The 12,595-nt window shown below is 66.9% G+C and carries 10 protein-coding genes and 1 pseudogene; 5 read left to right on the forward strand and 6 right to left on the reverse strand.

Annotated elements, in window-relative coordinates; all coding sequences use genetic code 11:
* Positions 1–199: 199 nt before the first annotated feature.
* Positions 200–1,252, forward strand: coding sequence for an NAD(P)-dependent alcohol dehydrogenase (locus BST28156_RS30255; protein WP_174904137.1), 1,053 nt, complete (start codon positions 200–202; stop codon positions 1,250–1,252).
* Positions 1,253–1,320: 68 nt separating this feature from the next.
* Here BST28156_RS30255 and BST28156_RS30260 read toward each other — a convergent pair whose 3' ends face one another.
* From BST28156_RS30260 to gatC, 6 genes and pseudogenes are all read right to left on the reverse strand, one after another.
* Positions 1,321–2,028 (reverse strand): hypothetical protein, encoded by a 708-nt coding sequence (locus BST28156_RS30260; RefSeq protein ID WP_254596446.1) that lies wholly within the window; start codon positions 2,026–2,028, stop codon positions 1,321–1,323.
* Between the two features lie 55 nt (positions 2,029–2,083).
* Complete coding sequence (locus BST28156_RS30265) at positions 2,084–2,857, reverse strand: exodeoxyribonuclease III (RefSeq protein ID WP_174904139.1); 774 nt, start codon at positions 2,855–2,857, stop codon at positions 2,084–2,086.
* Positions 2,858–2,897: 40 nt separating this feature from the next.
* Positions 2,898–3,737 carry a PPK2 family polyphosphate kinase gene (locus BST28156_RS30270; protein WP_174904140.1) on the reverse strand — a complete coding sequence of 280 codons (840 nt, stop codon included), beginning with the start codon at positions 3,735–3,737 and terminating at the stop codon, positions 2,898–2,900.
* A 123-nt stretch (positions 3,738–3,860) separates the two neighbouring features.
* Entirely contained in the window at positions 3,861–5,336 is a 1,476-nt protein-coding gene (gatB, locus tag BST28156_RS30275) for an Asp-tRNA(Asn)/Glu-tRNA(Gln) amidotransferase subunit GatB (RefSeq protein ID WP_174904141.1), read from the reverse strand.
* An 86-nt stretch (positions 5,337–5,422) separates the two neighbouring features.
* Positions 5,423–6,910 (reverse strand): annotated as a pseudogene (gatA, locus tag BST28156_RS30280) (Asp-tRNA(Asn)/Glu-tRNA(Gln) amidotransferase subunit GatA); the annotation flags it as partial.
* 69 nt (positions 6,911–6,979) lie between these two features.
* Positions 6,980–7,279: an Asp-tRNA(Asn)/Glu-tRNA(Gln) amidotransferase subunit GatC gene (gene gatC / locus BST28156_RS30285; RefSeq protein WP_009693867.1), complete on the reverse strand. Its 300-nt coding sequence runs from the start codon at positions 7,277–7,279 to the stop codon at positions 6,980–6,982.
* A 362-nt stretch (positions 7,280–7,641) separates the two neighbouring features.
* On the opposite strand from gatC, the gene BST28156_RS30290 reads away from it, so the two are divergent.
* The 4 genes from BST28156_RS30290 to mrdA form a co-directional block, all read left to right on the forward strand.
* Complete coding sequence (locus tag BST28156_RS30290; protein ID WP_004189550.1) at positions 7,642–8,685, forward strand: rod shape-determining protein; 1,044 nt, start codon at positions 7,642–7,644, stop codon at positions 8,683–8,685.
* 127 nt (positions 8,686–8,812) lie between these two features.
* Positions 8,813–9,883, forward strand: coding sequence for a rod shape-determining protein MreC (mreC, locus tag BST28156_RS30295; RefSeq protein ID WP_174904143.1), 1,071 nt, complete (start codon positions 8,813–8,815; stop codon positions 9,881–9,883).
* Positions 9,880–10,392 (forward strand): rod shape-determining protein MreD, encoded by a 513-nt coding sequence (mreD, locus tag BST28156_RS30300; RefSeq protein ID WP_009687274.1) that lies wholly within the window; start codon positions 9,880–9,882, stop codon positions 10,390–10,392. The genes mreC and mreD overlap by 4 nt, the downstream gene beginning before the upstream one ends.
* A 111-nt stretch (positions 10,393–10,503) precedes the next feature.
* Positions 10,504–12,595: penicillin-binding protein 2 (gene mrdA, locus BST28156_RS30305; RefSeq protein ID WP_174904144.1), on the forward strand; the 2,092-nt coding region annotated here is incomplete at its 3' end.

A 12,595-nucleotide genomic window follows, 5' to 3' on the forward strand; every position in this document is an offset into this window, starting at 1 on the left:
GCAAGAGAATCTGGCTCGCAATGTAGCACCCTGAACGCGTTTTGACGGCCGTTCGCGCGCAATTCAAGAGAAATAGGCAAATCTTCGAGACCTTCGTGTATTTCGCCGCGAGCGCGCGCTCCTTACGATGACGACCTGTCTCGCCGCATCGCCACATGATGCCGGCGGCAGTCAGTGTCACCGGACAAGGAGCCCCCGCATGAGCACAACCTATGCCTACGCGGCGACCGATTCGCAGTCGCCGCTCGCCCCGTTCGAATTCCAGCGTCGCGCGCTGCGCGATCTCGACGTCCAGATCGACGTGCTGTACTGCGGCGTCTGCCACTCGGACCTTCATCAGGCGCGCAACGAATGGCGCAACACGATCTACCCGGTCGTGCCGGGCCATGAAATCGTCGGCCGCGTCACCGCGACCGGCCCGCAGGTGTCGCGCTTCAAGGTCGGCGAGCTGGTCGGCGTCGGCTGCCTCGTCGATTCGTGCCGCACCTGCGCGAGCTGCGCAGAAGGGCTCGAGCAGTATTGCGAGAACGGCTTTGTCGGCACCTACAACGGTCAGGACCGCGTGACCGGCGACATCACCTACGGCGGCTACTCGACGCAGCTCGTCGTCGACGAGGCGTTCGTGCTGCGCGTGCCCGACACGCTCGACCCGGCCGGCGCCGCGCCGCTGCTGTGCGCAGGCATCACGACCTATTCGCCGCTGCGCCAGTGGAACGTCGGCCCCGGCAAGAAGGTGGGCATCGTCGGCCTCGGCGGCCTCGGTCACATGGGCGTGAAGCTGGCGCGCGCGATGGGCGCGCACGTCGTGCTGTTCACGACGTCGCCGTCGAAGATCGACGACGGCAAGCGGCTCGGCGCGCACGAAGTGGTGATCTCGAAGGATGAAGCGCAGATGAACGCGCACCTGAACAGCTTCGACTTCATCCTGAACACGGTCGCCGCGCAGCACGACCTGAATCCGTTCCTGCATCTGCTGAAGCGCGACGGCACGATGACGCTGGTCGGCGCGCCCGAGCACGACCATCCGTCGCCGCAGGTGTTCAACCTGATCTTCAAGCGCCGCCGCCTCGCGGGCTCGCTGATCGGCGGGATCGCGGAGACGCAGGAAATGCTCGATTTCTGTGCCGAACACGGGATCACGTCGGATATCGAGACGATCCCGATGCAGCAGATCAACGCCGCTTACGAGCGGATGCTGAAGAGCGACGTGAAGTACCGGTTCGTGATCGACATGGCGTCGCTCAAGCGCTGAGCGTCGCGCCGATATCGCGGCACCGGCGCGGCGCGGCCGCGTCGGTGCCGCGACGCGTGCCGGGAAGCTTAGTGGGCGCGCTGAAGCGAGAAGCGGAACGGATTGTCCGGCTCGACGAACCGAAGCCGAAGCGTGTCGCCGGTCGGCACGAAATGCCGGCCGTCGAACCTGTAGTAGGAAACCAGCAAGCCGATGCGAAGCGCGTGCGCATCGTCGAACAGGTAGCGGTTGCCGGGAAAGGCCAGCGTTCCGTCATGCGTCGCCACGACGGCACGGCACGACGAAAGCAGACGGGGCAAGAGCAGCAGCACCGGCTTGCGCGCCAGCGGGTCGATCACGAGCAGGATTTGCGTGTACCGGCTCGACGCTTCGCCCGATGCGCTGCCATGGCCTTCGACGCAAAGCAGCGGCGGATGGATATCGGTTCGCCCGGCGACGAACACCTCGGCCGAGCCCGGGTAGATCGGCGCTGCAAACGCGCCGGAAAACGCGATGGCGTCTGCGAAGCGATAAGTCCTGCCATCGATCGCGATCCGGTCGCCCCACAGCGCGATATCGAAGGTCCTGCGCCCCAGCTTCGCCTGTCGCTGCGCGAAAACACCGGGCTCGTCCGGGTCGACGTACAGCACCTTGGCATCGGGCTCGTGCGCGTCGCGTTCGTGCTCGAGCGGTGCGCCGAACACCGCCCCCGGCCGGTCGGCGTAGAACGCGTCATAGCCGACGTACGATTGCGCGTGACCCTGCGCGGACAGTACCGTCAGCGTCGCGACCAGCATCGCGCGGATCCTTGCCGTCATGCCGACCGCCTCGCGACACGCCCGCAGCCGCCCGTCACTTCTTGTAGTCGTAATCGACCGTCAGCGGCGCATGGTCGCTGAACTTGATGTCCTTGAAGATCGACGTGCTTTTCGCGGTGCCGGCCACGCCCGGCGTCGCGATCTGGTAGTCGATCCGCCACCCGACGTTCTTCGCGTACGCCTGGCCGCGGTTGCTCCACCACGTGTACTGCTCGGGACGCGGATCGAGCGTGCGGAACACGTCGACGTAGCCGACGTCGTCGAACAGCTTCGTCAGCCACGCGCGCTCCTCCGGCAGGCAGCCGGAGTTCTTCTGGTTGCTCTTCCAGTTCTTGATGTCGATTTCCTTGTGGACGATGTTCACGTCGCCGCACAGGATCACCTCGCGCTTCTTCTTCAGTTCGGCGAGATGCGGCATGAATGCGTCCATGAAGCGGTACTTCGCCTGCTGGCGCTCTTCGCCGCTCGACCCGGACGGCACATACACCGACACGACCGACAGCTTGCCGTAGCGCGCCTCGACATAGCGCCCCTCGGAATCGAATTCGCTGCTGCCGAAGCCGATGATCACGTCGTCGGGCTCGTGGCGGCTGTACAGCCCCGCGCCGCTGTAGCCCTTCTTCTCGGCATGGTGGAAATAGCTGCGCAGGCCGTGCGGCTCGACGAATTCGGCCGGCAGGTCGTCGGCCGACACCTTGATTTCCTGCACGCACACGCAATCGGCGTTCTGCTCGCCGAGCCATTCGAAGAAGCCCTTCTTCGCGGCGGAGCGGATGCCGTTCAGGTTGGCGGTAATCACACGCATCATGTCGGAGTTCCGTTCAGTTCGAGATTGACAGGGGAGCAGCTTAGCGGACTTTCACGCCTTCGAGTTCCGGCTTCGGCGGCGGGAACTCCAGCTTCATGTCGGTCATCGTGCGCAGCAGCAGCTCGGCGATCATCACGTTGCGGTGCGTCTTCGAATTCGCCGGAATCACGTACCACGGCGCATCCTCGGCCGAGGTCGCGGCGAGCGCGTCGCGGTACGCGGACTGGTACGCGTCCCAGTGCTTGCGCGCGTCGAGATCGGAGATGTCGAACTTCCAGTGCTTGGTCGGATCGTCGATGCGCGCCTGCAGCCGCTCGCGCTGCTCGTCCTTCGAGATGTACAGGAAGCACTTGACGATGGTCGTGCCGTTCTCGACCAGCATCGTCTCGAAATCGCGGATCTGCCGGTAGCGGCGCTCGCATTCCTTGTCGTCGATCTGGTCGAGCACGCGCGGCACGAGCACGTCCTCGTAATGGCTGCGGTTGAAGATCGCCAGTTCGCCGGCGGCCGGCACCTGCGCATGCACGCGCCACAGGAAATCGTGCGCGGCCTCGATCGGCGTCGGCGCCTTGAACGACACGACGCGCAGCCCGAGCGGATCGACCTCGTGGAACACCGCGCGCACGGTGCCGTCCTTGCCGCTGGTATCCATCCCCTGCAACACCAGCAGCACGCGCTTTTTCTGCTGCGTATGCAGACGCTCCTGCAGCACGTCGAGCTCGCTCGATACGGCCGACAGCCGCTCGCGATCGGCGTCCTTCGAACCCGACGAGAACGGCTTCGCGGCCGGGTCGAACGCATCGAGCGCGAATGCCGCGGCTTCCTTCCCGCGCGTGTGGTACGGCACGCGGAAATCGTCGAGAGACGGTTGTTTCGCCATTGTTTCCTCCGTTGGACGGCGCGGCACGCCCGCCGGCGCACGCACCAAACGCGACGGGCCGCCCCGAACAGCTTCGTTCGGCGGCGGCCCGTCGTCAAGCGCGGTTCAATCGCGCAGGCATGCTCAGCCGAGCTTCTTCTTCAGCAGTTCGTTGACCTGCTGCGGGTTCGCCTTGCCCTTCGTGGCCTTCATCGCCTGGCCGATCAGCGCGTTGAACGCCTTCTCCTTGCCTGCGCGGAATTCCTCGACCGACTTCGCGTTCGCCGCCAGCACCTCGTCGATGATCGCTTCGAGCGCGCCGGTGTCGGAAATCTGCTTCAGTCCCTTCGCGTCGATGATGCGGTCGGCCGCGCCGTCGTCGGTCGCCTTCTCTTCCCAGATCGTCGCGAAGATTTCCTTCGCGATCTTGTTCGAGATCGTGCCGTCGGCGATGCGCTGCAGCACCAGCGCGAGCTGCGCGGCCGACACCGGGATCGCGTCGATCTCGATGCCGTCGCGGTTGAGCTGCGACGAGACGTCGCCCATCAGCCAGTTCGCGGCGATCTTCGCATTCGCGGCGCCCGCCTTCGCGACGACGGCCTCGAAGTACGCGGCCATCGCCTTGCTCGACGTCAGCACGCCCGCGTCGTACGCGGACACGCCGTACTCGTCGACGAAGCGCTGCTGCATCGCGGCCGGCAGCTCGGGCATGCCGGCCTGCACGCGCTCGACCCAGTCGCGGCCGATCACGAGCGGCATCAGGTCGGGATCGGGGAAGTAGCGGTAGTCGTGCGCGTCTTCCTTGCTGCGCATCGACTTCGTCTCGCGCGTGTCGGGGTCGTACAGGCGCGTTTCCTGCACGACCTCGCCGCCGTCCTCGATCAGCTCGATCTGGCGGCGCACTTCGTAGTTGATCGCGTCTTCAAGAAAGCGGAACGAGTTCAGGTTCTTGATCTCGGCGCGCGTGCCGAACTTCTCCTGGCCGACCGGGCGCACCGACACGTTCGCGTCGCAGCGGAACGAGCCTTCCTGCATGTTGCCGTCGCAGATGCCGAGCCATACGACCAGCCCGTGCAGCGCCTTCGCGTACGCGACGGCCTCGGCCGCGCTGCGCATTTCCGGCTCGGTGACGATCTCGAGCAGCGGCGTGCCCGCGCGGTTCAGGTCGATCCCCGTCATCCCCGCGTAGTCTTCGTGCAGCGACTTGCCCGCATCCTCCTCGAGGTGCGCGCGGGTCAGGTTGATGGTCTTTTCATAGGCCGGCTTGCCGGCCTTCTCGTTGGCCGGCACCTGGATCGTGATCGTGCCGCCCTGCACGACCGGAATCTCGTACTGGCTGATCTGATAGCCCTTCGGGAGATCCGGATAGAAATAGTTCTTGCGCGCGAAGATGCTGCGCGGCGCGATGGTCGAGCCGATCGCGAGGCCGAAGCGGATCGCGCGCTCGACCGCGCCGCGGTTCAGCACCGGCAGCACGCCCGGCAGCGCGAGGTCGACCGGGCAGGCCTGCGTGTTCGGCTCGGCGCCGAACTGCGTCGAGGCGCCGGAGAAAATCTTCGAGACGGTCGACAGTTGCGCGTGCGTCTCGAGACCGATCACAACTTCCCATTGTGTAGACATGTTCATGCCTCCCGCCGAGCCGCCTCAAGGGAGGCATGCGCCCCCTCGGGGGGCAGCGAACAAAGTGAGCGTGGGGGCTCATTCCCCACCCCTGCCGGAACTTGCTTGTGCCAGTCGGTCGCGCGCTGGAACGCGTCGGCGACCTGCAGCATCCGGGCTTCGTTGAAATAGTTGCCGATGATCTGCAGACCGACCGGGCGCTTCGCGTTCGCGCCGGCGCCGAAGCCGCACGGCACGCTCATGCCGGGCAGGCCCGCGAGGCTCACCGACAGCGTGTAGATGTCGGCCAGGTACATCTGCACCGGATCGTCGCCCTTCGCGCCGAGATCCCACGCGACGGTCGGCGACGCCGGCCCCATGATCACGTCGCAGGACTTGAACGCTTCCTGGAAATCCTGCGCGATGATGCGGCGGATCTTCTGCGCCTGCAGGTAGTACGCGTCGTAGTAGCCGTGCGACAGCACGTAGGTGCCGACCAGGATCCGGCGCTTCACCTCGGCGCCGAAGCCTTCGGCGCGCGACTTCTTGTACATGTCGAGCAGGTCGCCGTACTGCGCGGCGCGGTGGCCGTAGCGCACGCCGTCGAAACGCGACAGGTTCGACGACGCCTCGGCCGGCGCGATCACGTAATAGACCGGGATCGACAGTTCGGTCTTCGGCAGCGACACCGGCACGAGCGTCGCGCCGAGCGCTTCATACTGCTTGAGCGCCGCGTCGATCGTCGCGCGCACGTCGTCGGCGAGGCCGTCGCCGAAATACTCGTTCGGCAGGCCGATGCGCAGGCCGGCGAGCGGCTTGCCCGCGTCGTTGCCGGCCGCCCACGGCTGGCCGAGGTGGCGCGTGAAGTCTTCGTCGTCGCGCTCGAGGCTCGTCGAGTCGCGCTCGTCGAAGCCGGCCATCGCGTTCAGCAGCAGCGCGCAGTCGGACGCGCTCTGCGCCATCGGGCCGCCCTGGTCGAGCGACGACGCGAACGCGATCATCCCGTAGCGCGACACGCGGCCGTAGGTCGGCTTGATGCCGGTCACGCCCGCGAACGACGCGGGCTGGCGGATCGAGCCGCCGGTGTCGGTGCCGGTCGCGGCCGGCGCGAGGCGCGCGGCGACGGCGGCCGAGCTGCCGCCCGAGCTGCCGCCCGGCACCGCGTTCGTGTCCCACGGGTTCTTCACCGCGCCGAACGCTGAATTCTCGTTCGACGAGCCCATCGCGAACTCGTCCATGTTGGTCTTGCCGAGCGTGACCATGCCGGCCGCCTGCAGGCGGGCGACCACGGTCGCGTCGAACGGGCTCTCGTAGTTCGCGAGCATCTTCGAGCCGGCGGTCGAGCGCCAGCCGCGCGTGACGAACACGTCCTTGTGCGCGATCGGCAGGCCGGTCAGCGCGCCGCCCGCGCCGCGCGCGAGCTCGGCGTCGGCGGCCTTGGCCTGCGCGAGGGTGAGGTCGGCATCGACGTGGACGAACGCGTTCAGGTCGCGCGCGGCGTCGATCCGTTTCAGATAGTGCTGCGCGAGCTCGACGGCCGAGCATTCCTTGGCGGCGAGCGCGGCGCGCAGTTCGGTCAGGCTTTTTGCGTGCATGAGGTGTTTTCCTGGGAATTCTGGGTGGCGCGCGGCGCGAGGGCGGCCGGCGCGCTGGTCGTCGAACGCTTACTCGATCACCTTCGGCACGAGATAGAGGCCGTCCTGGACGGCCGGCGCCGAGCGCTGGTTGTCGTCGCGATTCACGACTTCCGTGACGGCGTCGTCGCGCAGGCGCTGCGCGACTTCCTGGATATGTTCGATCGGGTGCGCGAGCGGCTCGATGCCGGCGGTATCGACCGCCTGCATCTGCTCGACGAGGCCGAAGAAATCGTTGAGCTGGCCGAGCGTGTGCTCGGCGTCGGCGTCGGCCATTTCGAGTCGCGCGAGGTGCGCGATGCGTTTCACATCGGTCAGGGTAAGGGCCATGCGATCACCGGAAAACAAGGCTGCGCGGCGCGCGAAAGACTGCGCCGCGGCGGGGGTTGAAGGGTGCGATCCCACCCTCAAAAATCGGGGCCGAAGCGGCAAAAATACCGCCCGTTTCGATTCAAATACCGAGAAATTATAAGGTATCATTACGCGTTCGACCCAAACCCGGCAGCCTTTCCCGCACCGTTTCGCCCCGCTTCGGCAAGCCGTGCGTGCTTCAAGCGACCGCCGGTAGACTTCACACCCAGCTTCGAGCGCCGCGGCGGCCGTTCCCGCCACGATCCGAGGCTGTTATTTTTTCCGCTGCCGCCCTCAGCGTTCGCGATACAGGGCCGGCCCAGAGCGAAACAGGATTCTGAATGTTCGGTTTTTTGCGCAGCTACTTCTCCAACGATCTGGCGATCGACCTCGGCACCGCAAACACCCTGATCTACATGCGCGGCAAAGGCATCGTGCTCGATGAGCCGTCCGTCGTGTCGATTCGCCAGGAAGGCGGCCCCAACGGCAAGAAAACGATCCAGGCGGTAGGCAAGGAAGCCAAGCAGATGCTCGGCAAGGTGCCGGGCAACATCGAGGCGATCCGCCCGATGAAGGACGGCGTGATCGCCGACTTCACCGTCACCGAGCAGATGATCAAGCAGTTCATCAAGACGGCCCACGAGTCGCGCATGTTCTCGCCGTCGCCGCGCATCATCATCTGCGTGCCGTGCGGCTCGACCCAGGTCGAGCGCCGCGCGATCAAGGAAGCCGCGCACGGCGCCGGCGCCTCGCAGGTCTACCTGATCGAGGAGCCGATGGCGGCCGCGATCGGCGCGGGCCTGCCGGTCTCGGAAGCGACCGGCTCGATGGTCGTCGACATCGGCGGCGGCACCACGGAAGTCGGCGTGATCTCGCTCGGCGGCATCGTGTACAAAGGCTCGGTGCGCGTCGGCGGCGACAAGTTCGACGAGGCGATCGTCAACTACATCCGCCGCAACTACGGGATGCTGATCGGCGAGCAAACCGCCGAAGCGATCAAGAAGGAAATCGGCTCCGCGTTCCCGGGCTCGGAAGTCAAGGAAATGGAAGTGAAGGGCCGCAACCTGTCGGAAGGCATTCCGCGCAGCTTCACGATCTCCAGCAACGAAATCCTCGAAGCGCTGACCGATCCGCTGAACCAGATCGTGTCGTCGGTGAAGATCGCGCTCGAGCAGACGCCGCCGGAACTCGGCGCCGACATCGCCGAGCGCGGGATGATGCTGACGGGCGGCGGCGCGCTGCTGCGCGACCTCGACCGCCTGCTCGCGGAAGAGACCGGCCTGCCGGTGCTCGTCGCGGAAGACCCGCTCACCTGCGTCGTGCGCGGTTCGGGCATGGCGCTCGAACGCATGGACAAGCTGGGCAGCATCTTCTCGTACGAGTGATCGTCTAGGCAGTCCCGTTTGACATGACGCACTCGCGGCGTGGCCGGCTCGCTCGCTCAGATCGAACCGCCGCGCCGTTTGCGCGTCTGAGCATCATTTAACCGATCACACGCGCCCGGCGCCGACCATGGAATACAGTCCGCCGCCCCTCTTCAAGCAAGGTCCGCCCGCGCTCGCGCGGCTCATCTTCTTCGTCGCCCTCGCCATCGCGCTGCTCGTGTCGGACGCGCGCTTCAGCACGCTCGAAATCGTCCGCGGCGTGCTCGGCACCGTGCTGTACCCGCTGCAGCGCGCGGCGCTCGTGCCGCGCGACCTGTTCATGGGCGCCGCCGACATCGCCGTTACCGGCGCGGCGCTGCGCCACGAGAACGACCAGCTCCGCAAGCGCAACCTGCAGCTGTCGACGCAGGCCAACCAGGCCGCCGTGCTCGCGCAGGAGAACGTGCATCTGCGCGCGGTGCTCGAACTGCGCCAGCACATCGCGACGCAGTCGACGCCCGTCGAGATCCAGTACGACACCAGCGACCCGTTCACGCAGAAGATCGTGATCGGCCAGGGCTCGCAGCAAGGCATCCAGGACGGCGCGCCGGTCGTCAGCGAGGACGGCGTGATCGGCCAGGTCACGCGCACCTTCCCGCTGCAGGCCGAAGTCACGCTGATCACCGACCGCGATCTCGCGATTCCCGTGCAGGTGCTGCGCACCGGCCTGCGCAGCGTGATCTACGGCACGCCGAAGGGCGATTCGCTCGACCTGCGCTTCGTGCCGACCAGCGCCGACCTCGTCGTCGGCGACGAGCTCATCACGAGCGGCCTCGACGGCGTCTACCCGTCGGGCCTGCCGGTCGCGAAGGTCGTGCGCGTCGACAAGCTCGCCGATACGGCGTTCGCGCGCGTGACCTGCGCGCCGATCGCGGCGGTGCGCGGCGCGCGCCAGATGCTCGTGCTGCATTACCAGAACGACATTCCGCCGCGCCCGGCCGAGCCCGACCCGGCCGCCGACAAGAACGCGAAGGGCGGCAAGAAGGCCGCGAAATCCGCCGCGAAGGGCGACAAGAACGACAAGGCCGACAAGGCGGCCGACGCGAACGCGAAGCCGGCCGCCGGCGCGAAGCCCGCGCCCGCGACGCCTGCCGCGCCCGGCAAGCCCGCGGCCGCACCCGCGAAACCCGCGGCCGGGCAAACTGGAGCCCAGCGATGAATCGCCCGCAATACATCCTGCAGCCGGTCAATCCGTACTTCATCGTCTTCAGCCTCGCCGCCGCGTTCCTGCTGAACCTGATGCCGTGGGGCCGCCTGCCCGGCGTGCCCGACTTCGTCGCGCTCGTGCTGCTGTTCTGGAACATCCACCAGCCGCGCAAGGTCGGGATGGGCGTCGCGTTCGCGCTCGGCATCCTGATGGACGTGCATGACGCCGGGCTGCTCGGCGAGCATGCGCTCGCCTATACGCTGCTGTCGTACGGCGCGATCACGATCCACCGCCGCGTGCTGTGGATGCCGATCGGCGTGCAGGTGCTGTACGTGACGCCGCTGCTCGTCGTCGCGCAGCTCGTGCCGTTCGTGATCCGCCTGGTCATGGGTGCCGCGTTCCCCGGCTGGCGCTACCTCGTCGACGGCTTCGTCGAGGCCGCGCTGTGGCCGATCGCGAGCCACCTGCTGCTGATGCCGCAGCGCCGCCCGGTCGACCCGGACGATACGCGCCCCATCTGAGGCCGGGGCCGACCTTGACCACCGGCTCGGCCAGACGGCGCCCTTCACTTGCGGCCCTGCGCGAGATTTCGGGCATTCGCCCGTGCGTTCCGTATGTAAACCGACCCTAGCATGACCGAATTCAACGACACTCAACAGCAGCTCTCGAAGTTCCGCCTGCGCGTCGCGGCGGCGGGCGTGTTCGTGTTCGTCTGCTTCGGGCTGCTCGCGAGCCGCTTCTTCTACCTGCAGTTGATGCAGCACGGCAAATACGCGCTGCAGGCCGAGGAAAACCGCATCTCGGTCGCGCCGATCGTGCCGAACCGCGGGATCATCACCGACCGCAACGGCGTGATCCTCGCGAAGAACTATTCTGCGTACACGCTCGAGATCACGCCGTCGAAGCTCGACGACACGCTCGACAACACGATCGACAAGCTGGCCGAGATCGTCCCGATCGACGCGCGCGACCGCCGCCGCTTCAAGAAGCTGCAGGAAGACTCGAAGAACTTCGAGAGCCTGCCGATCCGCACGCGGCTCACCGACGCCGAAGTCGCGCGCTTCACCGCGCAGCGCTACCGCTTCCCCGGCGTCGACGTGCGCGCGCGGCTGTTCCGTCAATACCCGCTCGGCATGACGGCCGCGCACGTGATCGGCTATATCGGCCGGATCTCGAAGCGCGACCAGGACCGCATCGACGCGATGAGCGACGACAACGACAGCGATCCGGAAAACTACGATCCGCGCCGCGACGCGAACAACTACAAGGGCACCGACTACATCGGCAAGATCGGCGTCGAGCAGAGCTACGAGACCGACCTGCACGGGCTGACGGGCTTCGAGGAAGTCGAGGTCACGGCGGGCGGGCGGCCGGTGCGCACGCTGTCGCGCACGCAGGCGACACCCGGCAACAACCTCGTGCTGTCGCTCGACATCGGGCTGCAGCAGGTCGCCGAGCAGGCGTTCGCCGGCAAGCGCGGCGCGCTCGTCGCGATCGAGCCGAAAACGGGCGACGTGCTCGCGTTCGTGTCGTCGCCGAGTTTCGACCCGAACTCGTTCGTCGACGGCATCGACCAGCAGACCTGGGACGAGCTCAACAACTCGCCCGACAAGCCGCTCTTGAACCGCCCGCTGCACGGCACCTACCCGCCCGGCTCGACCTACAAGCCGTTCATGGCGCTGGCGGGGCTGACGCTCGGCAAGCGCACGCCCGGCTGGGGCTTCCAGGATCCCGGCTACTTCACGTTCGGCGGCCACACGTTCCGCAACGACGTGCGCTCGGGCCAGGGCTGGGTCGACATGAACAAGGCGATCATGGTGTCGAACGACACCTACTTCTACATGCTCGCGCGCGATCTCGGCGTGAACGCGATCGCAAACTTCATGAAACAGTTCGGCTTCGGCCAGATCACCGGGATCGACGTGCAGGGCGAGGCGCGCGGGATCCTGCCGTCGACCGACTGGAAGAAGAAGGCGTTCAAAAAACCCGCGCAGCAGAAGTGGTTCGACGGCGAGACGATCAGCCTCGGGATCGGCCAGGGCTACAACTCGTTCACGATCCTGCAGCTCGCGCACGCGACCGCGACGCTCGCGAACAACGGCATCGTGATGAAGCCCCACCTCGTGAAGGAAGTCGAGGATCCGATCACGCGCGCGCGCCACCTGACCGTGCCGAAGGAAAGCGGCGTGATTCCGCTGAAGCAGGCCGACATCGACGTCGTGAAACGCGGGATGGAGAACGTCGTCGAGAATCCGTCGGGCACCGGCTACAAGATCTTCCGCGGCGCGCAGTACCTGGCGGCCGGCAAGACCGGTACCGCGCAGGTGTTCTCGCTGCAGGGCGGCAACTACAAGGGCCATCTGCTTGCCGAGCACCTGCGCGACCATGCGCTGTTCATTGCGTATGCGCCGGTCGATCATCCGCAGATCGCGCTCGCGCTGATCGTCGAGAACGGCGGCTGGGGTGCGCAGGCCGCCGGCCCGATCGCGCGCCGCGTGCTCGACTTCTACCTCGTCGATCGCCAGAACCCGAAGAACGAGGCCGCGGCCGTGGCCGCCGCGGCGTCGGCGACCGAGCCCGTCAACGCGCCGGTGATCGGCGACGCGAACAAGCCCGCCACCGTCGCGGCCGGCTTCACCGCGCTGCCGCAGCCGGTCGTGCCGAGCGCGGCCAGCGCAGCGGACGCGGCATCGGCGGCATCGGCACCCGATGCATCGGGCGCGG

The organism is Burkholderia pseudomultivorans (genome assembly GCF_902499075.1).
Taxonomy (GTDB): domain Bacteria; phylum Pseudomonadota; class Gammaproteobacteria; order Burkholderiales; family Burkholderiaceae; genus Burkholderia; species Burkholderia pseudomultivorans.